The following is a 25,231-nucleotide window of genomic DNA, read 5'->3' as shown; positions in this document are numbered from 1 at the left end:
ACACAGCGGCAGACAATGCGGCTGAGAAAGATGCAGTCGTTATCAATAATGCGATTGCACAGCAGATCGCCGAGCAGGGCGGTGTGGAAGCGTATTTACACGCGCAGCAGGATAAAACGCTGCTGCGTTTCCTGACCTGCGGTAGCGTCGACGATGGAAAAAGTACGCTGATTGGCCGTTTACTGCACGATACGCGCCAGATTTATGAAGATCAGCTCAGTACGTTGCACAATGACAGCAAGCGTCTGGGCACGCAGGGCGAAAAACTGGATCTGGCACTGCTGGTCGATGGGCTTCAGGCCGAGCGTGAACAGGGCATCACGATTGACGTGGCCTACCGCTATTTTTCCACGGAAAAACGCAAATTCATCATCGCTGATACGCCGGGACACGAGCAGTACACCCGTAACATGGCGACCGGCGCATCAACCTGTGAGCTGGCGATCCTGCTGATTGACGCTCGCAAAGGCGTCTTGGATCAAACTCGTCGTCACAGCTTTATTGCGACCCTGCTGGGGATTCGCGATCTAGTGGTGGCGGTGAACAAAATGGACTTAGTGGATTATCAGCAAACGGTGTTTGAGCAGTTTAAGCAGGATTATCTGGATTTTGCTCAGCAACTGCCTGCCGACCTGAATATCACCTTTGTGCCGATTTCCGCGCTGGATGGCGACAATGTCGCAACGCCAAGTACGACGATGGGTTGGTATACCGGACCGACGCTGCTGGACGTGCTGGAAACGGTCAATGTGGCACAGCGTACGCTGGAACAGCCGATGCGCTTCCCGGTGCAATATGTGAACCGCCCGAATCTGGATTTCCGTGGCTACGCGGGAACGCTGGCATCCGGCATCATCCGCGTTGGGCAACGGGTTAAAGTGCTGCCGTCCGGCGTAGAATCCACCGTCAGCCGTATTGTGACCTTTGACGGCGATTTACCGCAGGCGCAGGCGGGTGAAGCTATTACGCTAGTGCTGGCGGATGAGGTAGATATCAGCCGCGGTGACCTGCTGGTCGACAGTAGCGAATCGCTAAAAGCGGTGCAGCATGCGCTGGTGGATGTTGTCTGGATGGCGGAGCAGCCGCTGGTACCGGGACAAAGCTACGACATCAAGATTGGCGGTAAGAAAACGCGCGCTCGGGTCGAGAATATTCAGTATCAGGTTGAGATCAATACGCTGACGCAACGCGTAGCGGAGAACCTGCCGCTGAATGGTATCGGTTCGGTTGAGCTGGTTTTTGATGAGCCGCTGGTGTTGGACAACTATCAGCACAATGCGGTGACGGGCGGGATGATCTTTATCGACCGTCTGAGCAACGTCACGGTCGGTGCTGGGCTGGTGCGGGAACCTATCGAACAGGTGTATCAGGAACCGGGTGCACACAGCGCGTTTGAGCTGGAACTGAATGCGCTGGTACGTCGCCACTTCCCACATTGGGGTGCGCGCGATCTGCTGGGAGGCAAATAACGTGTCTTTACGCGATGAACCGACTGACGATAACGTCGTCTGGCATGCGCACGATGTCACCCGAGAGTCGCGCGAGGAGTTGCATGGTCATCAGGGCGTCGTTATCTGGTTTACCGGGTTGTCTGGATCCGGTAAATCCACGCTGGCGGGGGCGCTGGAACAGGCGCTACATCAGCGTGGTGTCAGCACCTACCTGCTGGATGGCGACAACGTGCGGCACGGGTTGTGCCGCGATTTAGGCTTCACCGACGACGATCGGCGCGAAAACATCCGTCGCGTGGGGGAAGTTGCCAAACTGATGGTGGATGCGGGTCTGGTAGTCCTGACTGCGTTTATCTCGCCGCACCGCGCCGAGCGTAAAATGGTGCAGGATTTACTGGGCGAAGGGCAGTTCATCGAAGTCTTCGTGGATACGCCGTTAGCGACCTGTGAAGCACGTGATCCTAAGGGGTTGTATAAAAAAGCCCGTGCCGGAGAGCTGCGTAATTTCACCGGAATCGACTCGGCGTATGAAGCGCCGGAAGCGCCGGATAGTCATCTGGATGGCGAACAATTAGTAACAAATTTGACAGACCAATTGTTAGATCTGCTGGGCAAGAGAGCTATTATCAAGCTCTGATATCCCGCTTTTTTCACCGCGCTTGTGGGTGATGAGGGGACGAATGGGAAAGATTATGCAAAATGCCACGCAGTTAACGATTAGCAAGACTCGGCCAGCGCAACAAGAAGAAGATGACGGCGTTTCCTACCTGTTTATGGGGGCGGTAACGGGGTTCTCCTTTTATTGGTTGGCCTTTACTATCCCTTTTCTGGTATACGGCTCTAATACCACGTTTTTCTTCATGCTCTACACCTGGCCGTTTTTTCTGGCGCTGATGCCGTTTTCAGTGCTGGTTGGCGTCGGGTTTAGCTTTCTGTTGAGAGGCTATCTTTTTTATACGCTTTTTGCGACAGGGCTGACGGTGGTCTGCCTGTTTTGGCTGGTATTTTCGTTTCTGACGGGGTGGTAAAAGAAAAAGGCTGCCAGCGTGGAAGACGCTGACAGCCTGTGGTTTACCGTTTTACAGTATCTTACTTAGGAAAGCCTGCGTACGCGGGTTACTCGGATGAGTAAAGATCGCTTCTGGCGTCCCCTGTTCCTGAATAATCCCCTGATCGATAAAGATCACTCTATCGGCCACTTCTCTGGCAAATGCCATTTCATGGGTCACGATGACCATCGTCATGCCTTCATTCGCCAGCGTTTTCATAACCGCTAACACTTCGCCAACCAGCTCCGGGTCCAGCGCGGATGTCGGTTCATCGAATAGCATGATCGCGGGTTCCATCGCTAACGCGCGGGCAATCGCGACACGCTGCTGCTGTCCACCGGACAGGCTATTCGGCCAGGCATCGATTTTATCCAGCAGGCCGACCTTGCTGAGCAACGCTTTCGCCCGTTCAACGGCCTGCGCACGCGACAATTTTTTCACATCCATCGGCGCCATAATTATGTTTTCCAACACCGTCATGTGCGGAAATAGATTAAAGCGCTGGAACACCATCCCCACGCTTTCGCGCACGCGATTGATGTTGGTTTTCTGATCGTGAATGGCAAAACCGTTGACCGTAATCTCGCCTGCCGACAGCGTCTCCAGTGCGTTGATGCAGCGCAGAAAGGTACTCTTTCCTGAACCGGATGGGCCAATCAGGCAGAGCACTTCCTGAGGCGCGATGTCGCAGGAAATACCGCGCAGGACATGCGTATCACCAAACTGTTTTTGCAGGTTTTTAACGTGAATCACTTTTGCCAAACCTCATTTCCATGTGCCGCACCAGCAGCGAAAGCAGGAAAGTAATAACCCAATAAACGATAGAGATCGCCAGGTAGGGTTCCCAGTACGTGGCGTAAGCCCCTGACACCGTACGAGCGGCATAGGCGAGATCCGCCAATCCGATTGCTGAAGCCAACGATGAATCCTTCACAATCGCGATGGCGTTGTTGCCCAGCGGTGGCAGCATGCGGCGAAAAGCCTGCGGCAGAATGACTTTCCGCATCGTACGGCCATAGCTCATTCCGAGAGAGCGTGACGCTTCCATCTGGCCGCGATCGATCGACTGAATACCGGCACGGAATATCTCGGAGACATAGGCACCCGCATTCAGCGTAATTGCCACGATGCAAGAGAGGAACGCGCCGTAATCTGAGCGCAGCGTACGGGCAAGATCGGCCGACATAATATTGCTGGTCACCAGCAGCCCGTCACGCGGATTGATGAACAGCGGCACTAGCGCGAAGTGCACCACCATGATTTGTACAAACAGCGGCGTGCCGCGGAAGGCGCTGATGTAGATGCGTACCGGCCATTGAACACCGTAGTGCAGGATATATTTCCACGGCCCGTGCGGTGCCTGCGCTAAGCGGCCTAATCCGAGCGTTAATCCCCAGCAGGTGCCAAGAATGACACAAATAATGGTGCATTTGATGGTCATCCAGGTGCCTTCCATAAACAGCGGGGCATATTCCTGAATGATCTCCCAACGAAATCCCGTCAAGATCGTTTCCTTTTTTGAATAGGCTAACGTAATGATTATTCTAAATTAAACCGGACAGGCTAGCTGTCCGGTTGATGCGACCTCTCGCTGAGGCGATGGAGACCTGGAGAGGTGCGCAGTGTGTTGCAGGCGTTATTCTGCGGGTAAGGTCGGAACGTTGTTATCAAACCAGGTTTGATAGATCTTGGCGTAGGTGCCATCAGCAACGATTTTTTTCAGCCCTGCGTTAATCTTCTCACGCAGCTGATCGTTGCCTTTCGCGACGGCGATCCCGAAATACTGGCGTTCGAATTTGGCGTCGGAAACCAGATTGAACTGTTTTTCAGGGTGAGTCTTAATGTAAAACTTCACTACGCCCACGTCGCCAACCGCGGCGCCCACACCATCTTCATACAGCTCTTGTAACATTAACGGGGTGTTATCAAAGCGCTTAATCGATGTACTGTTTTTGCCTAATACATCGGAGACCACGATATCGGCGGTACTGGAGTTCACGACACCGACTTTGTGATCTTTCAGCGCAGCAATCGAGTCGATCGTCGAGCCTTTAGGCACCACAATGGACTGCTCTGCTGGGAAATACGGTGCGGAGAAATCGACCATTTGCTTACGTTTGTCGGTAATTGTGATACCGGAAATGATAATGTCGCGGTCGCCGGAGTTAAGGGTCGCGAAGATCCCTTCCCACGGCGTATTGATCAGCTTGATATTAAAATTCTCCGCCTTGGCGATCGCTTTAATAATATCAATATCAAAGCCTTCCAGCTCTTTCTTCGCATTTTCAAACTCAAAAGGGCGATAGGTTCCGCCAGAGCCAACAACATAAGTGGGTTCCGCGGCGAAGGCGCTGGTGGGGAGTACGGTAGTGGATAGTGCGGTAGTGAAGAGCGCACCAACGAATAACAGTTTTTTGAACATGGTTTTCTCCTGGTTTAAATGTAAAACTTTCTTTTTTTATGCACTTTGTATGCATAAAAATACACAGATAGCATTAATGGTTCAACTGACGTTTTTCCTATGGACGGTTTTAGCCAGACGGATGCTATGCGCTTACGTCTGCTGATGAACAGAAAGTACAAGGGGATGAATGGATGAGGTGAGTGTGACCTGAGAGCACGTTTGGCATGCTTTTCTGCCCGGAATATCTCCATTTGCGCACGCGGCAGGGTGAATATTGCCTCCCACTGCCGGACACAGTGGAGTCGAAACAAAAGTTATGGGATGATTAGGCGGTTTTTCAGGGGGCGGGATGGGAAAGCTTACGCTGTTATTATTGATATTGCTTGGCTGGCTTCAGTACTCACTGTGGCTGGGCAAGAATGGCATTCACGATTATGTTCGGGTGAAGGATGATGTTGTTGTCCAGCAGGGGAACAATGCCAAATTAAAAGACCGTAACGAACAACTGTTTGCTGAAATTGATGACCTCAATGGCGGGCAGGAAGCGATTGAAGAGCGTGCACGCAATGAACTGAGTATGATCAAACCCGGTGAAAGCTTCTATCGTCTGGTGCCAGAATCGAACCACCGTAACGCGAATACGACGTCATCTAATAACGATTCATCTAACAACACACAACGTTGACGCATGCAGATACCACGCCTTTCCCCGCCTGACATTGTTGCCGTTTTGCCCGCTGCGGGCAACGGCAGCCGGATGCAAAACGATCGTCCTAAGCAGTATCTGACGATTGGCAATGATGCGACCGGCCATAAAACCATTCTTGAACATACTATCGACGCGCTTTTACGCCATTCACGCGTGCAGCGTGTCGTCGTCGTTATCAGCCCTGATGACGCATTTTTTCATACCTTGGCGATTGCCAACGATCCCCGTATTTGTGCCGTGACGGGCGGGCAGCAGCGTGCGGATTCCGTGCTGGCTGGGCTGTCCGCCGTTGCCGATAGCGCATGGGCGTTAGTGCATGACGCGGCGCGTCCGTGTCTGCATCAGGACGATCTGACGCGCCTGCTGGCGATTGTCGAGCAGAGTGACGTTGGTGGAATTCTGGCTGCGCCGGTTCGTGATACCATGAAGCGCGGCACGGACGGGTTTATCGATCGCACGGTAGAACGTAACGATTTGTGGCATGCACTGACGCCGCAGCTTTTTCCCGCGGCGCTGTTGAAACAGTGCCTGCAACGGGCGCTTCAGGATGGCGTTGCCGTCACAGATGAAGCCTCCGCGTTGGAATATTGTGGCTATCGCCCGCAAATTATCAGCGGACGTTCGGATAATATCAAAGTCACTCGTCCAGAGGATTTGGCATTAGCCGAATTCTATTTAACCAGTTTGCAGTAACCTCATTTTATTCGCTAAATTTATTCGTTAAATACAGATAAGGAGAACGCGCGATGCGTATCGGTCACGGTTTTGATGTCCATAAGTTCGGTGGAGAAGGTCCGCTGGTGATCGGTGGCGTGCGAATTCCTTATACTCAAGGCCTGCTGGCACATTCCGATGGGGATGTGGTGCTGCATGCGGTGACCGATGCCCTGTTGGGGGCCGCCACGCTGGGTGACATTGGCAAGCTATTTCCTGATACCGATCCGGCTTTTAAAGGAGCGGACAGCCGTAGCCTGCTGCGTGAAGCCTGGCGTCGTATCAATGAAAAAGGCTACCAGCTAGGCAATCTGGACGTTACGATTATTGCGCAGGCGCCGAAAATGGCACCGCATATCCCGCAAATGCGCGTGAATCTGGCGGAAGATTTGCAGTGTCACATGGACGACGTCAATGTGAAAGCGACCACGACAGAACAGCTGGGCTTTACTGGTCGCGGCGAAGGCATTGCCTGCGAAGCCGTTGCTCTGCTGGTGAAAAAAGAAACGGGCGAAATTGTCGCGTGGTAAGTGGTCGTTTTGTTAACGATTAATTATCAGTAGTGCCTCATTAATAATAGAAAATTAACGGTATAAAAAACACTGTCGTGGCCGGGTGTCATCCGGTCATGCACGTTGTAGGATAACGATGGAAAATAGCGAACAACTCGTCTGGTTGCACGGTGAACCACAGGCTACCGGCTCATTGAAATCCACTGCTGAAGATTTTCTGGTGGTGGAAGATCTGGGATTTCAGCCAGATGGTGACGGTGAACAAGTATTGGTACGTGTACGCAAGCGCGGCTGTAATACGCAATTTGTGGCCGAGATGCTGGCGAAATTTGTTCGTCTACCGCTGCGTGCCGTCAGTTATGCGGGTTTGAAAGATCGTCATGCTGTCACCGAACAATGGTTCTGCCTGCACATGCCGGGAAAGGAGACGCCAGATTTCTCCTTGTTGGAGCTTGAAGGCTGTGATGTGCTTGAGGTGACTCGCCATCGTCGCAAGCTGCGGATCGGTACGCTGCGGGGTAACCATTTTACTCTGGTGCTGCGTCAGGTCAGCGACCGAAGCGAGGTTGACGCTCGTTTGGCGCTGATTGCCGCGAACGGCGCGCCTAATTATTTCGGCAGCCAGCGTTTCGGACGTAATGGAAATAATCTTGAGCAGGCTCGTCTTTGGGCAAATAACGAGATTCGAGTAAAAGAACGCAGTAAGCGGAGTTTTTATCTTTCCGCCAGCCGCAGTGCGATGTTTAATCAGGTTGCCAGTGCACGACTCGCGGGACAGCAGGCGAAAACCGTCTTGTGTGGTGATGCATTGCAGCTAACAGGGCGCGGCAGCTGGTTTGTTGCTAAGCCTGACGAATTAGACGTTTTACAGACGCGCCTTGATGCGGGTGAACTCCAGATTACCGCGCCGCTGCCTGGTGATGGTGAACTGGGCACGCAGGATGACGCGCGGGTATTTGAAGAACAGGCTTTGGTCGGACAAGACACGCTGTGGTCTTTGGTTAAGCGTGAGCGGGTCGAACCTGCCCGGCGTGCGGTGCTGCTGTATCCGCAGCAGATGCACTGGGAATGGCAGGACGATGCGACTGTGGAAGTGACGTTCTGGCTACCTGCGGGCAGTTTTGCGACCAGCGTGGTGCGCGAATTGCTGCATTCACAGCAGGATACCGATCTCGGTGCCTGATGTACTGCGAGACGTTTTTTGCAGAAAAGAGTTGAAGAGAATAATGCTGGCAACCGTGCGATAGCGGCGGCTGGCTTACCCCTGTGCGGGAAAATTGCTGTATTGGTGACGAGGTTAACCAGAGCTGAGGTCGGCGGGGAATGGTAAACAAGCGTATAGAAACGTTGTTGGCACAGCTGCGCCAGCAGGGCATTCAGGACGAACGTCTACTGAGTGCGATAGAAGCCGTACCCAGAGAACGTTTCGTTGACGAGGCGTTCGAGCATAAAGCGTATGAAAATACCGCTCTGCCTATTGGTTCCGGTCAGACGATTTCGCAGCCCTATATGGTCGCGAAGATGACGGAATTGCTCAGCCTGACGCCTGTTTCTCGCGTGCTGGAAATTGGCACTGGTTCTGGTTATCAAACGGCGATTTTAGCGCATTTGGTGAGGCACGTTTGCTCGGTTGAGCGTATTAAAGGGCTGCAATGGCAGGCTAAACGTCGCTTAAAGCAGCTTGATCTGCATAATGTTTCTACCCGTCATGGCGATGGGTGGCAGGGCTGGGCGTCGCGCGGGCCGTTTGATGCCATCATCGTGACTGCTGCACCGCCGGAAATTCCCCGAGCGCTGATGGAACAGCTTGATGAAGGCGGCGTGATGGTATTGCCCGTCGGTGAACAGTCACAATACTTACAGGTTGTTCAACGCCATGCTGGCGAATTTATTATTCAAACGGTTGAAGCTGTTCGGTTTGTTCCGCTGGTCAAAGGGGAATTAGCCTGATACCGTGGCGTTGGTATGCACTTGTTGTTAAGTCTTTAAAATTTCAACACAACTGTTTTATAGTGCGAACTTGTTGATATTGTTAGCATCTAATCATCGTGGTGCCTTTCCCGTTTTGCTTATGCGCCAGTGATGGTGAAGTAGCGATCTTTCTCGTTCTAATTAACGAATAAATCACCGAATACCGGTACGCTACAATCATTTACGCTATAGGCAGTTGAGCTACGGCCAGTTAAGCGAGAGCAGATGCGAGGCAGACATGTCCGAATTGAGTTCTGAGTATTACTGTTTTTTGAATGTTATCGACACTTTTTTGAACGCTATAGTTATAGGGGAGTAAGGCGCATGGGAAGCCGAATGATGAATTTGCGTCATATTGCTGCTTGTACGGTGATTGTCTTAGGATTGGCGGGATGTACCAACAATAATTCCAAATCCGCACCGATCAGCAGCGTTGACGGAAATACGGGCAGCCGAGGGGGATGTTATCTGCGCCACCATCACGCATTTCAACAGCGGGTGAAAGCGTTTCAACAACGACCGACGGCCGAATTGTTTACAACCGCAGCTACGGCAATATTCCGAAAGGCAGCTACAGCGGCGGTAATGCCTATACCGTTAAACGGGGCGACACCCTGTTTTATATCGCGTGGATTACTGGTAATGACTACCGGGATCTGGCGCAGCGCAACAATATTCCTGAGCCATACAGCCTGAATGTGGGGCAATCACTGAGCTTAGGAAACGTATCCGGTAACAACGCTTCGGGCGGTGGCCTGACGAGCGGTGGTGGAATGTTGGCAACAACGGATGCTACCCGAGGTGGTGTACCAACGCCGCCATCAAGTGCGCAAATACAAACTACATCGGTTGATTCTCAGTCAACTAATGCGTATTCTGGTAATCAGGGTAAACAGAATGTAGGTAAGATGTTACCTACGACAGGGGCACCAACAACCGCTCCTGTTTCCGCACCAGCGGCTGTTGCCAGCAGCAATACGGCTGCTGTCGGCAGTTGGCGTTGGCCTACCGATGGGAAAGTCATAGATAGTTTCTCCGCTTCCGAGGGGGGAAATAAAGGGATTGATATCGCCGGCTCACGTGGGCAACCGATCACCGCAACCGCCAGTGGGCGCGTGGTGTACGCGGGTAATGCGCTACGTGGTTACGGAAATCTGATAATCATCAAACATAATGATGACTACCTCAGTGCCTATGCCCATAACGATACGATGCTAGTCCGTGAGCAACAAGACGTCACGGCAGGACAAAAAATCGCTACGATGGGCAGTACGGGCACCAGCTCAGTTCGCTTGCACTTTGAAATTCGTTACAAGGGGAAATCCGTAAACCCGCTGCGTTTTCTGCCGCAGCGATAAATCGGGCAGAGTATTTCGGTATTCTGCCAAGGGATCACGGGTAGGAGCCACTTATGAGCCAAAGTACGCTGAAAGTTAACGAGTTACATGAAGATACCGATTTCGAAGAAAATGGACTTGACGTTTTTGACGATAAAGCGCTGGCAGAGGAAGATACCAATGATAATGACTCGGCGGAAGACGAGCTGTTATCGCAAGGGGTCCCACAGCGTGTCCTTGACGCAACACAGCTCTATTTAGGAGAGATCGGCTATTCGCCGCTTTTAACCGCAGAAGAAGAAGTTTATTTTGCCCGACGCGCGTTGCGTGGCGATGTCCCATCGCGCCGCCGGATGATCGAGAGTAACCTGCGGCTGGTGGTGAAAATTGCCCGCCGTTACAACAATCGTGGTCTGGCGCTGCTGGACCTGATTGAAGAGGGGAACCTCGGCCTGATCCGTGCGGTTGAAAAATTCGATCCAGAAAGAGGATTCCGTTTTTCAACCTATGCAACCTGGTGGATTCGACAGACGATAGAACGGGCGATCATGAATCAAACCCGTACCATCCGTTTGCCGATTCACATTGTCAAAGAACTCAACGTTTATCTGCGCACCGCGCGCGAACTGTCTCATAAACTGGATCACGAGCCGAGTGCGGAAGAAATCGCCGAACAGCTTGATAAGCCCGTTGATGACGTCAACCGCATGCTGCGCCTGAATGAACGTATTACTTCCGTCGATACCCCGTTGGGTGGTGATTCGGAAAAAGCGCTGCTGGATATTCTGGCAGACGAAAAAGATAACGGACCTGAAGACACTACTCAAGATAACGATATGAAGCAGAATATCGTAAAATGGTTGTTTGAGCTGAATGCCAAACAGCGTGAGGTGTTGGCGCGTCGTTTCGGCCTGCTAGGGTACGAAGCGGCTACGCTGGAAGATGTGGGTCGTGAAATCGGCTTAACGCGTGAACGTGTTCGCCAGATTCAGGTTGAAGGCTTACGCCGCCTGCGGGAAATTTTGCAGGTTCAGGGGTTGAGCATTGAAGAACTGTTTCGTGAATAATTCGTGACGCGTTACTGATGTCTTGAAATAAACGTCTTGAAATAAAAAATGGTGGGGAAACCCACCATTTTTTTATGTCTGTATTCGCCCTTTCGCGTGAAAGGGCGGTTCGGCGGCAATTAGCGTACGATATTCGCCAGCAGGAAATCGACGATTTCGCTGGTTTTAATCATTTGCTTTTCACCGACCCGACGGTTCTTATATTCAATCTCTTCGCTATCCAGATTGCGATCGCCAATGACGATGGTATGCGGCACGCCAATCAACTCCATATCGGCGAACATCACGCCCGGACGCTCTTTACGGTCATCAAGCAAAACTTCAATGCCTTTAGCGCGCAACTGCTGGTAGATATCCTCAGCCACTTCCTTCACGCGGAAAGACTTGTGCATGTTCATTGGCAGAATAGCAACGTGGAAAGGTGCAATCGCGTCTGGCCAGATGATGCCGCGTTCGTCATGATTCTGCTCAATTGCCGCCGCGACAACGCGCGTCACACCAATACCGTAGCAACCCATCGTCAGCGTCTGGTTACGGCCGTCTTCACCTTGAACCGTCGCTTTCAGCGCTTCAGAATACTTACTGCCCAGTTGGAAAATATGGCCCACTTCGATACCGCGTTTAATTTGCAGTGTGCCTTTGCCGTCTGGACTGATGTCGCCTTCAACCACGTTACGGATGTCTGCAACCTGCGGCAGCGTAACGTCACGTTCCCAGTTGATGCCAAAATAGTGTTTGCCATCAATGTTCGCGCCAGCGCTGAAATCGCTCATCGCCGCAACGGTACGATCGACAACAACCGGAATCGTCAGCTTGACTGGGCCAAGTGAACCTGGACCTGCACCGATAGTTGCACGAATCTCTTCTTCCGTTGCGAACGTCAGCGGGCTGGCAACCTGAGCGATTTTCTCCGCTTTGATTTCATTCAGTTCGTGATCGCCACGAACCAGCAGCGCAACCAGTTTATGGCCACTTTCTTCCGTCGCTTTAACCAGCAGCGTCTTCACGGTTTTTTCTATCGGCAGCGTAAACTGTTCAACCAGCTCGGCGATAGTCTTGGCATTTGGTGTATCAACCAGACGCAACTCTTCTGTCGCTTCCGCGCGGCCTAACTTCGGCGCGACAGCTTCTGCCAGTTCAATGTTTGCCGCGTAGTCGGATTCCGTTGAGAAAACGATATCGTCTTCGCCGCTGGTCGCCAGTACCTGAAACTCATGGGATGCGTTACCGCCGATAGAACCGGTATCCGCCTGAACGGCTCTGAAATCCAGATCCATACGGCTGAAAATCTGGCTGTAAGCGGCGTACATTGCGTCGTAAGTGACCTGCAGCGATTCCTGCGAGGTATGGAAAGAGTAGGCGTCTTTCATCAGGAATTCACGTGAGCGCATGACGCCAAAACGCGGGCGCACTTCATCGCGGAATTTGGTTTGAATCTGGAAGAAATTCAGCGGTAGCTGCTTATAAGAACTGACTTCATTACGAATCAGATCGGTAATCACTTCTTCATGTGTTGGGCCGAGCACAAATGGACGCTCGCCACGATCGACAAAGCGCAGCAGTTCCGGACCATATTGTTCCCAACGTCCACTTTCCACCCATAAATCGGCAGGCTGAACAACGGGCATGGAAACTTCAATCGCGCCAGCGTTGTTCATCTCTTCGCGCACGATATTTTCAACTTTTCTCAAAACACGTAAACCGGTTGGCAACCAGGTGTAAAGGCCTGAGGCCAGTTTACGAATCATTCCTGCCCGGAGCATCAACTGATGGCTGATGACTTCTGCATCGGCTGGCGTCTCCTTGAGTGTGGAGAGCATGTATTGGCTAGTACGCATGGGGTTTTAGTTCCGTTAGAACGATAAATAGCATAGGGCTGCCGCGCAGCCGAAGGCACATAAAAAGTGGCTTAGTTTACCAGCGTGGGCGACGTGTCAAAAGAGAGCAGGGACAATTTTAGAATATATTGCTGTGGTTCGTGTATTAACACGTGTGTGACGGGTCGAGGCTTAACACTTCGGTTTGTTCTTCGCATACGCGCCAGCGCACATTGAACTCCAATAGCAAAACGGCGTATTCCCGCGTGGTACTTTCCCCTTTACGGTAGGCGGGGCGCGGATCTTGTGCCAACACCTGCGAGATAAAGCGTTTTAACTGGGGATATTTCTTTTGATGTTCTGCGATCTGGCTTTCCGCAAGGGGGGAAAAAGCGACTGGCATCGCGGCATCAGGTGCCATTTGGGCAAAACCCGCTCGCGCCTGAGGATGGCTTTCCGCAAAGGGTAGGTAAGGTTTGATATCGACAACCGGTGTGCCATCGACCAGATCAAGACTGCCTAAGTCGAGCGTAATGGCATCGCCTTTTGCTCGGATCCCTTTTAATTCAACCAGCGACATGCCAACAGGATTGGGACGGAAGGTGGAACGCGTAGCGAAAACGCCCGTACGTGTGTTTCCTCCCAGACGCGGTGGTCGAACCGTCGGACGCCAGCCGCCGTCCATCGTTTGATGAAAAATGAACAATATCCAAATATGGCTGAAATCTTCCAGCCCCCGCACACAATCTGCCTGATTGTACGGCGGTAATAGCTGAAGCTCTCCGCCTCCGTCTTCAATCAGACCCGGCTGCCGCGGAATGGCAAACTTTTCTTTATACGGTGAGCGGATAATCCCGATCTGATTGAAAACAAATTGACTCATTGTGCAGAGACTTTCAGCGCAGTGCCTTGGCAAACGACCTGGCTGTAGCAACCCGCTACGCCGCTGACGGTTTGGCATTCATGCAGTAAAACTGCATTGGCTTTCATTGCGGTTGCGCGGTTTTGCATTCTTTTACGCGCATTTGCCGCGTTAGGCGGAGAGTCCTGAGCGCTGACCTGACATGAGGAGCCTGACACTTCGCCCATATCACGGAAAGGTTTACCGACTAATTCTTCTGCACTTTTATATAGCACCGCTGGCGTCGGGCGAGCCGCTGGCTTCGGTTTAGGCGCAGGTTCTACAGTTTTGGTTTCAATAGCGGGTTGAGGTGTCGGTGCCGGTGGCTTCTGAAATAAAGAACAGCCTGTTAGCGACATGGCCAACAATATAAAGGGAACAGCACGCATTAAGGATTCCTCTGCTTTTTCTCAAAGAGCGGGTATTGAAGCAAGCAATTGCACAAATAACAAGACGGGCCGTAGCCCGTCTTGCAGATATCTTTTAATTAAACGCGTTAGGGTGGGATTACCAGCCTTTCACTGCGCCGCCATTAAAGATTTTATTTGCAGCGTCATTCACTTCATCAGATTGATAAGCCTGAACGAATTTCTTCACGTTTTCAGCGTCTTTGTTGTCTTCGCGTGAAACCAGCAGGTTTACATACGGAGAGTCTTTCTCTTCAACAAACAGGCCATCTTTAGTTGGCGTGAGGTTAATCTGGCTAGCATAAGTGGTGTTGATTACAGCCAGCGCGATTTGCGCGTCATCTAAAGAACGTGGCAGCTGTGGTGCTTCCAGCTCAACCAGTTTGATGTTTTTTGGGTTTTCAGTGACATCCAGTACGGTTGGCAGCAGACCAACGTTGTCTTTCAGTTTAATCAAGCCGACTTTTTGCAGCAGCAGCAGAGAACGACCCAGATTGGTCGGGTCGTTTGGCAGCGCAACTTGAGCACCATCTTGCAGCTCATTCAGCGATTTGATTTTTTTGGAGTAGCCCGCGATTGGGTAAACAAAGCTGTTGCCGACAGAAACCAGCTTATAACCACGATCTTTGATCTGCTGATCCAGATAAGGTTTGTGCTGGAAGGCATTCAGGTCAATGTCGCCTTTGCTCAGGGCTTCATTTGGCAAAACGTAGTCGTTGAATGTGACCAATTCAACGTCCAGGCCGTATTTGTCTTTCGCCACTTTCTGCGCGATTTCCGCCACTTGCTGCTCTGCACCAACAATAACGCCGACTTTAATATGATTAGGATTCTTTTCTTCCTGACCACATCCCGCTAGCGCCAGAGCACCAATAAGTGCGCCAATGGTCGCAATAGATTTCAGTTTAATCGCCATATCCTTACCCCTAATTAATTATTCTCTTGGCAGATGCCTGTATGGCAAATGCGTATTGTGATGACTACTTGTGTGTGACAGCTTTTACTGCCCTGTCGCCGCAGAATTGAATCAGGTAAACCAAAACAACCAGTAATATTAATACCGTATTCATGACCGTCGCGTTATAACCAATATAACCATACTGATAACCAATTTGACCTAAGCCGCCTGCGCCCACGGCTCCACCCATAGCAGAATAGCCTACGAGTGTGATTAGCGTGATAGTTGCGGCATTAATGAGTCCCGGTAATGCTTCCGGCAGTAATATCTTTCTGATGATTTGCATCGGCGTCGCACCCATTGCACGAGCGGCTTCGATCAGGCCGGTCGGAATTTCAAGCAGTGCATTTTCCACCATGCGGGCAATAAACGGCGCGGCACCTACGGTGAGAGGAACGATAGCCGCTTGCAGGCCAATCGAGGTTCCGACAATGATGCGGGTAAAAGGAATCATCCACACCAGCAGAATAATGAACGGAATTGAGCGGAAAATGTTTACCAGTGCAGAAAGGGTTCGGTAGAGCTTTGGATTGGCGATGATTTGCCCCGGACGCGTGGTATACAACAAAACGCCCACGGGTAAGCCAAGCACAAAGCCAAAGAAACCAGAAACGAACGTCATCGCGACGGTTTCCCATACTCCCTTAGCCATTAACCACATCATTGCTTCAGACATAACCCAGAACCTCAATTGTAACGTGACTTTCCTGCAGGAATTGGATTGCGGCTTTGATATCCGCATCGTTGCCGTGCATTTCTGCCAGCATGATGCCGAACTTGACGCCACCGGCATAATCCATCTGGGCGCTGATAATGTTGTTGTTGACGTTAAAGCGTCGGGCAACCTCGGACAGCAGCGGAGCATCCACCGATTTACCCGTAAATTCCATCCGTAATAATGGCGTGGTATCCGGGTGAGAGTCAGGGGACAGACGGGCGAGGTAATCGTCTGGGATATCCAGGTGTAACGTTGACTGAATGAATTTCTGCGCCAGCGGCGTTTTCGGGTGTGAGAAAACTTCGCTTACGGTGTCCTGCTCGATGAGACGTCCGTCGCTGATCACCGCAACCTGATCGCAAATGCGTTTCACCACGTCCATCTCATGGGTAATAAGAAGAATGGTGAGGCCCAAGCGGCGATTGATGTCTTTCAGTAACTCGAGAATCGAACGGGTTGTTGCTGGATCTAATGCGCTGGTTGCTTCGTCACACAGCAGAACTTTAGGGTTGCTAGCCAGCGCACGGGCAATGGCGACGCGCTGCTTTTGCCCGCCGGATAAATTGGCTGGGTAGACATCATGCTTATCTGCCAGTCCAACCAACTCCAACAACTCATTGACTCGTTTAGTGATGTCGGCTTTCGGCGTGTTATCCAATTCCAGCGGTAGTGAAATGTTGCCAAAAACGGTGCGCGAAGCGAGCAGGTTGAAGTGTTGGAAAATCATGCCGATTTGACGGCGCGCACGCGTCAGTTGGCTATCTGAAAGCTGAGTCAGTTCTTGGCCATCGACCAGCACTTTCCCTTCTGTCGGACGTTCCAATAAATTGACGCAACGGATCAATGTACTTTTACCTGCGCCTGATGCGCCGATAACGCCATAAATTTGCCCGGTGGGAACATGAAGGCTGACATCAGCAAGCGCGGTAATTGTTCGCCCGTTTTGCTGAAAAACCTTAGTAATATTAGAAAGTTCAATCATATGTTTTTATCGTGAGTGCCTATGGCTGGATAAATCAGTTTCTGAATTAACAGATATTGAATGGATGTTAGGGCGTCTAGACGTCTAAGTCAATCAGGATTGTCATGGCTCTACATTCTCCCTAGGCGTGAAAACATGCGATACTACTGCGTAATTTAGGCATTCAGGAGCAAAGTCAGTGGCACAAAGCGTTCCAGCAATTTTTCTTGATCGTGACGGCACGATCAATGTCGATCACGGTTATGTTCATGACATTGACCATTTTCAATTTATTGATGGCGTCATTGATGCCATGCGTGAGTTGAAAAGCATGGGGTTCGCGCTGGTTGTGGTGACGAATCAGTCCGGCATCGCCCGCGGTAAGTTTACAGAAGATCAGTTTATGCAACTGACGGAGTGGATGGACTGGTCGCTGGCCGATCGTGGTGTTGATCTGGATGGCATCTATTTTTGTCCGCATCACCCTGAAGCTGGGGAAGGTGAGTATCGCCAGAGTTGTGATTGCCGTAAGCCAGAACCGGGCATGCTGCTTTCCGCACAGCGTGAGCTGAACATTGATATGGCGGCTTCTTATATGGTGGGAGACAAATTAGAGGATATTCAGGCTGCAATTGGTGCTGGTATAGGAAAGAAACTGCTGGTTCGTACCGGTAAGCCTGTCACTGAGCAAGGCGAGGCACTGGCCGATGGTGTGCTGGAAAGCCTCGCAGAGCTGCCAAAATGGATAAAAACGCGCAGTTAACAAGCGGAACGAATGAAAGATGCGCAAACAGAAAAAAGTTTACGATATTTGCTTGCGCTTCTGAATCGGCTCCCTATAATGCGCCTCCATCGACACGGCGCTGTGAACACACAACCGGGTCGATAAAGAAAGAGAAAATGCTTTAAAATAAGCGTTGACTCTGAAGGTGAAAAGCGTAATATACGCCACCTCGCGAAGTGGTTAAGGCCATAACGCAATGCTCTTTAACAATTTAATCAGACAATCTGTGTGGGCACTCACAAGACCGTATCTTAACGATATAAAAAGTCTTGAAGAGTGAACAACAGTAAAATTCATTACGAATGAACAGTGACTAATTCTTTGAGCATCGCTTCTCGAGTAGAAGCAAATCAAACAAATCTTAAATTGAAGAGTTTGATCATGGCTCAGATTGAACGCTGGCGGCAGGCCTAACACATGCAAGTCGAGCGGTAGCACAGGAGAGCTTGCTCTCTGGGTGACGAGCGGCGGACGGGTGAGTAATGTCTGGGAAACTGCCTGATGGAGGGGGATAACTACTGGAAACGGTAGCTAATACCGCATAACCTCGCAAGAGCAAAGAGGGGGACCTTCGGGCCTCTCGCCATCAGATGTGCCCAGATGGGATTAGCTAGTAGGTGAGGTAATGGCTCACCTAGGCGACTATCCCTAGCTGGTCTGAGAGGATGACCAGCCACACTGGAACTGAGACACGGTCCAGACTCCTACGGGAGGCAGCAGTGGGGAATATTGCACAATGGGCGCAAGCCTGATGCAGCCATGCCGCGTGTGTGAAGAAGGCCTTCGGGTTGTAAAGCACTTTCAGCGGGGAGGAAGGCGATAAGGTTAATAACCTTGTCGATTGACGTTACCCGCAGAAGAAGCACCGGCTAACTCCGTGCCAGCAGCCGCGGTAATACGGAGGGTGCAAGCGTTAATCGGAATGACTGGGCGTAAAGCGCACGCAGGCGGTCTGTTAAGTTGGATGTGAAATCCCCGGGCTTAACCTGGGAACTGCATTCAAAACTGACAGGCTAGAGTCTTGTAGAGGGGGGTAGAATTCCAGGTGTAGCGGTGAAATGCGTAGAGATCTGGAGGAATACCGGTGGCGAAGGCGGCCCCCTGGACAAAGACTGACGCTCAGGTGCGAAAGCGTGGGGAGCAAACAGGATTAGATACCCTGGTAGTCCACGCTGTAAACGATGTCGACTTGGAGGTTGTGCCCTTGAGGCGTGGCTTCCGGAGCTAACGCGTTAAGTCGACCGCCTGGGGAGTACGGCCGCAAGGTTAAAACTCAAATGAATTGACGGGGGCCCGCACAAGCGGTGGAGCATGTGGTTTAATTCGATGCAACGCGAAGAACCTTACCTACTCTTGACATCCACAGAATTCGGTAGAGATACCTTAGTGCCTTCGGGAACTGTGAGACAGGTGCTGCATGGCTGTCGTCAGCTCGTGTTGTGAAATGTTGGGTTAAGTCCCGCAACGAGCGCAACCCTTATCCTTTGTTGCCAGCGATTCGGTCGGGAACTCAAAGGAGACTGCCGGTGATAAACCGGAGGAAGGTGGGGATGACGTCAAGTCATCATGGCCCTTACGAGTAGGGCTACACACGTGCTACAATGGCGTATACAAAGAGAAGCGACCTCGCGAGAGTAAGCGGACCTCATAAAGTACGTCGTAGTCCGGATTGGAGTCTGCAACTCGACTCCATGAAGTCGGAATCGCTAGTAATCGTAGATCAGAATGCTACGGTGAATACGTTCCCGGGCCTTGTACACACCGCCCGTCACACCATGGGAGTGGGTTGCAAAAGAAGTAGGTAGCTTAACCTTCGGGAGGGCGCTTACCACTTTGTGATTCATGACTGGGGTGAAGTCGTAACAAGGTAACCGTAGGGGAACCTGCGGTTGGATCACCTCCTTACCAAAAAAGATGTGTGTTAAGTGAAGTGCTCACACAGATTGTCTGATGAAAATAACGAGCAGAAATACCTTAATAGGCTTGTAGCTCAGGTGGTTAGAGCGCACCCCTGATAAGGGTGAGGTCGGTGGTTCAAGTCCACTCAGGCCTACCAACTCTTCCATGAGTGGTATTTAAGGTATCTGTAAGCAACGATGGGGTTATAGCTCAGCTGGGAGAGCGCCTGCCTTGCACGCAGGAGGTCTGCGGTTCGATCCCGCATAGCTCCACCATCACTACTCGCTATATAGAAAACTTCAGAGTGTACCTGTTTGGGTGCACTGCGAAGTTTTGCTCTTTAACAATCTGGAACAAGCTGAAAATTGAAACATGACAGCTGAACATGCATTGATACCTGCGGGTATGAATGGTGTATCAGTGTGTCAATGAGTCTCTCAAATAATCGCAGCACGACAGTGACTTTGATTTATCAAAGACACCTTCGGGTTGTGAGGTTAAGCGACTAAGCGTACACGGTGGATGCCTAGGCAGTCAGAGGCGATGAAGGGCGTGCTAATCTGCGATAAGCGTCGGTAAGCTGATATGAAGCGTTATACCCGACGATACCCGAATGGGGAAACCCAGTGTGTTTCGACACACTATCATTATGTGAATACATAGCGTAATGAGGCGAACCGGGGGAACTGAAACATCTCAGTACCCCGAGGAAAAGAAATCAACCGAGATTCCCCTAGTAGCGGCGAGCGAACGGGGAGGAGCCCAGAACCTGAATCAGTTTGTGTGTTAGTGGAAGCGTCTGGAAAGTCGCACAGTAAAGGGTGATAGTCCCGTACACAAAAATGCACAGATTGTGAGTTCGATGAGTAGGGCGGGACACGTGACATCCTGTCTGAATATGGGGGGACCATCCTCCAAGGCTAAATACTCCTGACTGACCGATAGTGAACCAGTACCGTGAGGGAAAGGCGAAAAGAACCCCGGCGAGGGGAGTGAAATAGAACCTGAAACCGTGTACGTACAAGCAGTGGGAGCCTTGATTAATCAGGGTGACTGCGTACCTTTTGTATAATGGGTCAGCGACTTATATTCTGTAGCAAGGTTAACCGTATAGGGGAGCCGTAGGGAAACCGAGTCTTAACTGGGCGTTAAGTTGCAGGGTATAGACCCGAAACCCGGTGATCTAGCCATGGGCAGGTTGAAGGTTGGGTAACACTAACTGGAGGACCGAACCGACTAATGTTGAAAAATTAGCGGATGACTTGTGGCTGGGGGTGAAAGGCCAATCAAACCGGGAGATAGCTGGTTCTCCCCGAAAGCTATTTAGGTAGCGCCTCGTGAATTCATCTTCGGGGGTAGAGCACTGTTTCGGCTAGGGGGTCATCCCGACTTACCAACCCGATGCAAACTACGAATACCGAAGAATGTTATCACGGGAGACACACGGCGGGTGCTAACGTTCGTCGTGAAGAGGGAAACAACCCAGACCGCCAGCTAAGGTCCCAAAGTCATGGTTAAGTGGGAAACGATGTGGGAAGGCACAGACAGCCAGGATGTTGGCTTAGAAGCAGCCATCATTTAAAGAAAGCGTAATAGCTCACTGGTCGAGTCGGCCTGCGCGGAAGATGTAACGGGGCTAAACCATGCACCGAAGCTGCGGCAGCGACACTTAGGTGTTGTTGGGTAGGGGAGCGTTCTGTAAGCCGTCGAAGGTGGCCTGTGAGGGCTGCTGGAGGTATCAGAAGTGCGAATGCTGACATAAGTAACGATAATGCGGGTGAAAAACCCGCACGCCGGAAGACCAAGGGTTCCTGTCCAACGTTAATCGGGGCAGGGTGAGTCGACCCCTAAGGCGAGGCTGAAAAGCGTAGTCGATGGGAAACAGGTTAATATTCCTGTACTCGGTGTTACTGCGAAGGGGGGACGGAGAAAGCTAGGTTATCCGGGCGACGGTTGTCCCGGTTTAAGCGTGAAGGTGGATGACTTTGGTAAATCCGGGTCGTCATTAACACTGAGGCGTGATGACGAGTCACTACGGTGATGAAGTAACCGATGCTACGCTTCCAGGAAAAGCCTCTAAGCTCCAGGTAACATCAAATCGTACCCCAAACCGACACAGGTGGTCAGGTAGAGAATACTCAGGCGCTTGAGAGAACTCGGGTGAAGGAACTAGGCAAAATGGTGCCGTAACTTCGGGAGAAGGCACGCTGATGGTAGGTGAAGTGACTTGCTCACGGAGCTGAAATCAGTCGAAGATACCAGCTGGCTGCAACTGTTTAATAAAAACACAGCACTGTGCAAACACGAAAGTGGACGTATACGGTGTGACGCCTGCCCGGTGCCGGAAGGTTAATTGATGGGGTCAGCCGCAAGGCGAAGCTCTTGATCGAAGCCCCGGTAAACGGCGGCCGTAACTATAACGGTCCTAAGGTAGCGAAATTCCTTGTCGGGTAAGTTCCGACCTGCACGAATGGCGTAATGATGGCCAGGCTGTCTCCACCCGAGACTCAGTGAAATTGAACTCGCTGTGAAGATGCAGTGTACCCGCGGCAAGACGGAAAGACCCCGTGAACCTTTACTATAGCTTGACACTGAACCTTGAGCCTTGATGTGTAGGATAGGTGGGAGGCTTTGAAGCGTGGACGCCAGTCTGCGTGGAGCCAACCTTGAAATACCACCCTTTAATGTTTGATGTTCTAACGTGGGCCCGTGATCCGGGTTGCGGACAGTGTCTGGTGGGTAGTTTGACTGGGGCGGTCTCCTCCCAAAGCGTAACGGAGGAGCACGAAGGTTAGCTAATCCTGGTCGGACATCAGGAGGTTAGTGCAAAGGCATAAGCTAGCTTGACTGCGAGAGTGACAGCTCGAGCAGGTGCGAAAGCAGGTCTTAGTGATCCGGTGGTTCTGAATGGAAGGGCCATCGCTCAACGGATAAAAGGTACTCCGGGGATAACAGGCTGATACCGCCCAAGAGTTCATATCGACGGCGGTGTTTGGCACCTCGATGTCGGCTCATCACATCCTGGGGCTGAAGTAGGTCCCAAGGGTATGGCTGTTCGCCATTTAAAGTGGTACGCGAGCTGGGTTTAGAACGTCGTGAGACAGTTCGGTCCCTATCTGCCGTGGGCGTTGGAAGATTGAGAGGGGTTGCTCCTAGTACGAGAGGACCGGAGTGAACGCACCACTGGTGTTCGGGTTGTGATGCCAATTGCATTGCCCGGTAGCTAAGTGCGGAAGAGATAACCGCTGAAAGCATCTAAGCGGGAAACTTGCCTCGAGATGAGTCTTCCCTGGGCACTAGATGCCCCTGAAGGGCCGTTGAAGACGACGACGTAGATAGGCTGGGTGTGTAAGCGTAGCGATACGTTGAGCTAACCAGTACTAATGACCCGAGAGGCTTAACCTTACAACACCGAAGGTGTTTTGAGACGACTCAAAAAACAATACTCAGCTTGTTCAAAGATTGGTTCTGATGGTTGTGCGAGCGCGTAAGCAACGTATAACGGTTGGAATGAAACAGAATTTGCCTGGCGGCGATAGCGCGGTGGTCCCACCTGACCCCATGCCGAACTCAGAAGTGAAACGCCGTAGCGCCGATGGTAGTGTGGGGCTTCCCCATGTGAGAGTAGGGAACTGCCAGGCATCAATTTATACAGGTGCGCTGATATGGCTCAGTTGGTAGAGCGCACCCTTGGTAAGGGTGAGGTCCCCAGTTCGACTCTGGGTATCAGCACCAGTTATTTGGGTTAATGTTCGGCTTAAAAAAGAATTTACCTGGCGGCGATAGCGCGGTGGTCCCACCTGACCCCATGCCGAACTCAGAAGTGAAACGCCGTAGCGCCGATGGTAGTGTGGGGCTTCCCCATGTGAGAGTAGGGAACTGCCAGGTTTCAATTAAGATAAAAGGCCATCCTTAACGGGATGGCCTTTTATTTATTTCTATTTCAGGATAGTAAACTCTTTCTTTTACCTGAATAGATTCGCTTATCTTCTTATTAACCCACCTCATAATAACGTCCTGTTTGTTGCTGCTTTATTTATCCGTGTTTCAGTTAAGGGTAATAAAAGCACTGTTTGCGTTGTTACATTAATAAATTATTACAATCAGGAACTTTTTGCCTCAGGGTTTAAGTGCTGCTTTACTATAGCGGGCATCGTTTTATGCCCGGAAAAACAGGAGAATAAAATAGGATGACTGATCTAACGGAAAATGCGAAAGATACGCGTCAGCGTATCCGAGCTATAGTTGGCGCTTCATCGGGTAATTTGGTTGAGTGGTTTGATTTTTATGTTTATTCCTTTTGCTCAATCTATTTTGCCCATATCTTTTTCCCTTCGGGAAATACCACCACTCAATTACTACAAACCGCAGGGGTTTTTGCAGCAGGCTTTTTAATGAGACCGATAGGCGGTTGGCTTTTCGGTTACATTGCAGACAAGCATGGTCGTAAAAATTCAATGCTAATTTCGGTTTGCATGATGTGTTTTGGATCTCTGGTTATTGCATGCTTACCGGGATATGAAACCATTGGTACCTGGGCTCCTTTTTTACTGCTATTAGCCCGTTTATTTCAGGGGCTTTCTGTCGGTGGGGAATACGGCACCAGTGCAACGTATATGAGTGAAGTTGCCGTTGAGGGAAGGAAGGGGTTCTATGCTTCTTTCCAGTATGTCACGCTGATTGGTGGTCAATTGCTGGCGCTGTTAGTCGTTGTGATATTACAACAGGTTCTGAGTGATGAGGATTTGCGGGCGTGGGGATGGCGTATTCCTTTTGCTCTCGGTGCTGTTTTGGCGATTGTTGCGCTTTATTTACGTCGCTCTTTGAATGAAACCTCTGATAAAACAACCCGCGGACATAAAGATGCTGGCTCGCTTGCAGGGTTGTGGAAACATCGTCGCGCTTTTATTACCGTACTGGGTTTTACGGCCGGTGGTTCTTTAGCTTTTTATACGTTTACCACTTACATGCAAAAGTATCTGGTGAATACGGCCGGAATGGATGCGAAAACGGCTAGCGGATTAATGACCCTCGCACTGTTTATCTTTATGCTGCTGCAGCCGTTCTTTGGTGCGATGTCGGATAAGATTGGCCGTCGTAGCTCAATGCTCTGTTTCGGCGGATTTGCAGCATTGCTGACAGTTCCCATTCTGACGGTGCTACAGAGTGTGACTAGCCCTGTCATTGCCTTCTCGTTAGTCATGCTTTCACTGATTATTGTCAGTTTCTACACGTCTATCAGCGGCATTTTAAAAGCAGAAATGTTCCCGCCTGAAGTCCGGGCGTTGGGCGTAGGCTTATCTTATGCCGTTGCTAATGCGCTATTTGGTGGTTCGGCTGAGTATGTTGCACTTTCGCTGAAATCGTTTGGTATGGAAACGGCTTTCTTCTGGTATGTCTCAGTGATGGGGGCGATTGCGTTTATTGTGTCATTGACGCTGCATCGCAGAGGAAAGGGAATGAAGCTTTAGTTTTCAGATCGCTGACATAACGCCTGGCCGATAGCTGCACCGGCCAGGCTCCCAAATGACAATAAAAAACCTCGGCTTCCGAGGTTTTTTTAAAGCAGAGC

The 25,231-nt window shown here is 51.0% G+C and carries 20 protein-coding genes, 3 tRNA genes, 4 rRNA genes and 1 pseudogene; 19 read left to right on the top strand and 9 right to left on the bottom strand.

Annotation, left to right across the window (positions count from 1 at the left end):
- The first annotated feature begins 41 nt into the window (after positions 1-41).
- Genes cysN through BJJ97_RS00510 form a run of 3 tightly spaced genes read left to right on the top strand, consistent with a single transcriptional unit; the run spans position 42 to position 2,479 of the window.
- Positions 42-1,469, top strand: a complete 1,428-nt coding sequence (gene cysN, locus BJJ97_RS00520; RefSeq protein ID WP_167385212.1) for a sulfate adenylyltransferase subunit CysN — start codon at positions 42-44, stop codon at positions 1,467-1,469.
- On the top strand, positions 1,408-2,088 hold the full coding sequence (gene cysC / locus BJJ97_RS00515; RefSeq protein ID WP_225974926.1) for an adenylyl-sulfate kinase: 681 nt from the start codon (positions 1,408-1,410) through the stop codon (positions 2,086-2,088). Before cysN ends, cysC begins: the two co-directional genes overlap by 62 nt.
- Positions 2,089-2,143: 55 nt before the next feature.
- Positions 2,144-2,479: a DUF3561 family protein gene (locus tag BJJ97_RS00510; protein ID WP_029368162.1), complete on the top strand. Its 336-nt coding sequence runs from the start codon at positions 2,144-2,146 to the stop codon at positions 2,477-2,479.
- 51 nt (positions 2,480-2,530) lie between these two features.
- Here BJJ97_RS00510 and BJJ97_RS00505 read toward each other — a convergent pair whose 3' ends face one another.
- The 3 genes from BJJ97_RS00505 to BJJ97_RS00495 all read right to left on the bottom strand — a co-directional run bounded on the left by BJJ97_RS00505 (position 2,531) and on the right by BJJ97_RS00495 (position 4,922).
- Positions 2,531-3,253, bottom strand: coding sequence for an amino acid ABC transporter ATP-binding protein (locus BJJ97_RS00505; RefSeq protein WP_095992758.1), 723 nt, complete (start codon positions 3,251-3,253; stop codon positions 2,531-2,533).
- Entirely contained in the window at positions 3,240-4,004 is a 765-nt protein-coding gene (locus tag BJJ97_RS00500) for an amino acid ABC transporter permease (RefSeq protein WP_095700429.1), read from the bottom strand. The genes BJJ97_RS00505 and BJJ97_RS00500 overlap by 14 nt, the downstream gene beginning before the upstream one ends.
- 132 nt (positions 4,005-4,136) lie before the next feature.
- Positions 4,137-4,922, bottom strand: coding sequence for a basic amino acid ABC transporter substrate-binding protein (locus BJJ97_RS00495; RefSeq protein ID WP_095992757.1), 786 nt, complete (start codon positions 4,920-4,922; stop codon positions 4,137-4,139).
- A 331-nt stretch (positions 4,923-5,253) separates the two neighbouring features.
- Here BJJ97_RS00495 and ftsB point away from each other — a divergent pair, with 331 nt between their 5' ends.
- The 7 genes and pseudogenes from ftsB (at position 5,254) to rpoS (ending at position 11,214) form a co-directional block, all read left to right on the top strand.
- Positions 5,254-5,589: a cell division protein FtsB gene (ftsB, locus tag BJJ97_RS00490; RefSeq protein ID WP_095700427.1), complete on the top strand. Its 336-nt coding sequence runs from the start codon at positions 5,254-5,256 to the stop codon at positions 5,587-5,589.
- Positions 5,590-5,592: 3 nt separating this feature from the next.
- Entirely contained in the window at positions 5,593-6,306 is a 714-nt protein-coding gene (ispD, locus tag BJJ97_RS00485; protein ID WP_095992756.1) for a 2-C-methyl-D-erythritol 4-phosphate cytidylyltransferase, read from the top strand.
- A 53-nt stretch (positions 6,307-6,359) separates the two neighbouring features.
- A complete protein-coding gene (gene ispF / locus BJJ97_RS00480; protein WP_095992755.1) occupies positions 6,360-6,857 on the top strand; it encodes a 2-C-methyl-D-erythritol 2,4-cyclodiphosphate synthase in 498 nt (165 codons plus the stop codon).
- A 118-nt stretch (positions 6,858-6,975) separates the two neighbouring features.
- Positions 6,976-8,022 (top strand): tRNA pseudouridine(13) synthase TruD, encoded by a 1,047-nt coding sequence (gene truD / locus BJJ97_RS00475; protein ID WP_095992754.1) that lies wholly within the window; start codon positions 6,976-6,978, stop codon positions 8,020-8,022.
- 140 nt (positions 8,023-8,162) lie between these two features.
- Positions 8,163-8,789, top strand: coding sequence for a protein-L-isoaspartate(D-aspartate) O-methyltransferase (locus tag BJJ97_RS00470; protein ID WP_039484842.1), 627 nt, complete (start codon positions 8,163-8,165; stop codon positions 8,787-8,789).
- A gap of 357 nt (positions 8,790-9,146) precedes the next feature.
- Positions 9,147-10,168: pseudogene (gene nlpD / locus BJJ97_RS00465) on the top strand (murein hydrolase activator NlpD).
- Positions 10,169-10,221: 53 nt separating this feature from the next.
- Positions 10,222-11,214 (top strand): RNA polymerase sigma factor RpoS, encoded by a 993-nt coding sequence (gene rpoS, locus BJJ97_RS00460; RefSeq protein ID WP_010299820.1) that lies wholly within the window; start codon positions 10,222-10,224, stop codon positions 11,212-11,214.
- A gap of 119 nt (positions 11,215-11,333) precedes the next feature.
- Here rpoS and proS read toward each other — a convergent pair whose 3' ends face one another.
- The 6 genes from proS to metN form a co-directional block, all read right to left on the bottom strand.
- Positions 11,334-13,052 (bottom strand): proline--tRNA ligase, encoded by a 1,719-nt coding sequence (gene proS / locus BJJ97_RS00455; RefSeq protein WP_095992753.1) that lies wholly within the window; start codon positions 13,050-13,052, stop codon positions 11,334-11,336.
- Between the two features lie 145 nt (positions 13,053-13,197).
- Positions 13,198-13,914: a tRNA (N6-threonylcarbamoyladenosine(37)-N6)-methyltransferase TrmO gene (gene tsaA / locus BJJ97_RS00450; protein ID WP_095992752.1), complete on the bottom strand. Its 717-nt coding sequence runs from the start codon at positions 13,912-13,914 to the stop codon at positions 13,198-13,200.
- Entirely contained in the window at positions 13,911-14,321 is a 411-nt protein-coding gene (gene rcsF / locus BJJ97_RS00445; RefSeq protein ID WP_039484830.1) for an Rcs stress response system protein RcsF, read from the bottom strand. The genes tsaA and rcsF overlap by 4 nt, the downstream gene beginning before the upstream one ends.
- Before the next feature lie 118 nt (positions 14,322-14,439).
- Positions 14,440-15,255 (bottom strand): MetQ/NlpA family lipoprotein, encoded by an 816-nt coding sequence (locus BJJ97_RS00440; RefSeq protein ID WP_039272834.1) that lies wholly within the window; start codon positions 15,253-15,255, stop codon positions 14,440-14,442.
- A gap of 64 nt (positions 15,256-15,319) precedes the next feature.
- Positions 15,320-15,973 carry a methionine ABC transporter permease MetI gene (locus BJJ97_RS00435; RefSeq protein ID WP_014701168.1) on the bottom strand — a complete coding sequence of 218 codons (654 nt, stop codon included), beginning with the start codon at positions 15,971-15,973 and terminating at the stop codon, positions 15,320-15,322.
- Positions 15,966-16,997, bottom strand: a complete 1,032-nt coding sequence (gene metN / locus BJJ97_RS00430) for a methionine ABC transporter ATP-binding protein MetN (RefSeq protein WP_095700421.1) — start codon at positions 16,995-16,997, stop codon at positions 15,966-15,968. Before metN ends, BJJ97_RS00435 begins: the two co-directional genes overlap by 8 nt.
- Positions 16,998-17,175: 178 nt before the next feature.
- On the opposite strand from metN, the gene gmhB reads away from it, so the two are divergent.
- The 9 genes from gmhB (at position 17,176) to BJJ97_RS00385 (ending at position 25,130) form a co-directional block, all read left to right on the top strand.
- Complete coding sequence (gene gmhB / locus BJJ97_RS00425; protein WP_095992751.1) at positions 17,176-17,739, top strand: D-glycero-beta-D-manno-heptose 1,7-bisphosphate 7-phosphatase; 564 nt, start codon at positions 17,176-17,178, stop codon at positions 17,737-17,739.
- A 384-nt stretch (positions 17,740-18,123) separates the two neighbouring features.
- Positions 18,124-19,665: ribosomal RNA gene (locus BJJ97_RS00420) — 16S ribosomal RNA — on the top strand.
- A gap of 74 nt (positions 19,666-19,739) precedes the next feature.
- A tRNA-Ile gene (locus BJJ97_RS00415) sits at positions 19,740-19,816 on the top strand.
- A 42-nt stretch (positions 19,817-19,858) separates the two neighbouring features.
- A tRNA-Ala gene (locus BJJ97_RS00410) sits at positions 19,859-19,934 on the top strand.
- Positions 19,935-20,154: 220 nt separating this feature from the next.
- Positions 20,155-23,064 (top strand): 23S ribosomal RNA (locus tag BJJ97_RS00405).
- 120 nt (positions 23,065-23,184) lie between these two features.
- Positions 23,185-23,300, top strand: a 5S ribosomal RNA gene (rrf, locus tag BJJ97_RS00400).
- A gap of 18 nt (positions 23,301-23,318) precedes the next feature.
- Positions 23,319-23,394 (top strand) — tRNA-Thr (locus BJJ97_RS00395).
- Positions 23,395-23,431: 37 nt separating this feature from the next.
- Positions 23,432-23,547, top strand: a 5S ribosomal RNA gene (gene rrf / locus BJJ97_RS00390).
- Together the 16S, 23S and 5S rRNA genes with 3 tRNA genes alongside form the textbook arrangement of a ribosomal RNA operon.
- A gap of 302 nt (positions 23,548-23,849) precedes the next feature.
- On the top strand, positions 23,850-25,130 hold the full coding sequence (locus BJJ97_RS00385) for an MFS transporter (protein WP_095992750.1): 1,281 nt from the start codon (positions 23,850-23,852) through the stop codon (positions 25,128-25,130).
- Positions 25,131-25,231 lie beyond the last annotated feature (101 nt).

Source organism: Pectobacterium polaris (assembly GCF_002307355.1).
Classification (GTDB): domain Bacteria; phylum Pseudomonadota; class Gammaproteobacteria; order Enterobacterales; family Enterobacteriaceae; genus Pectobacterium; species Pectobacterium polare.
This window is presented reverse-complemented; position numbering and strand designations above follow the sequence as displayed.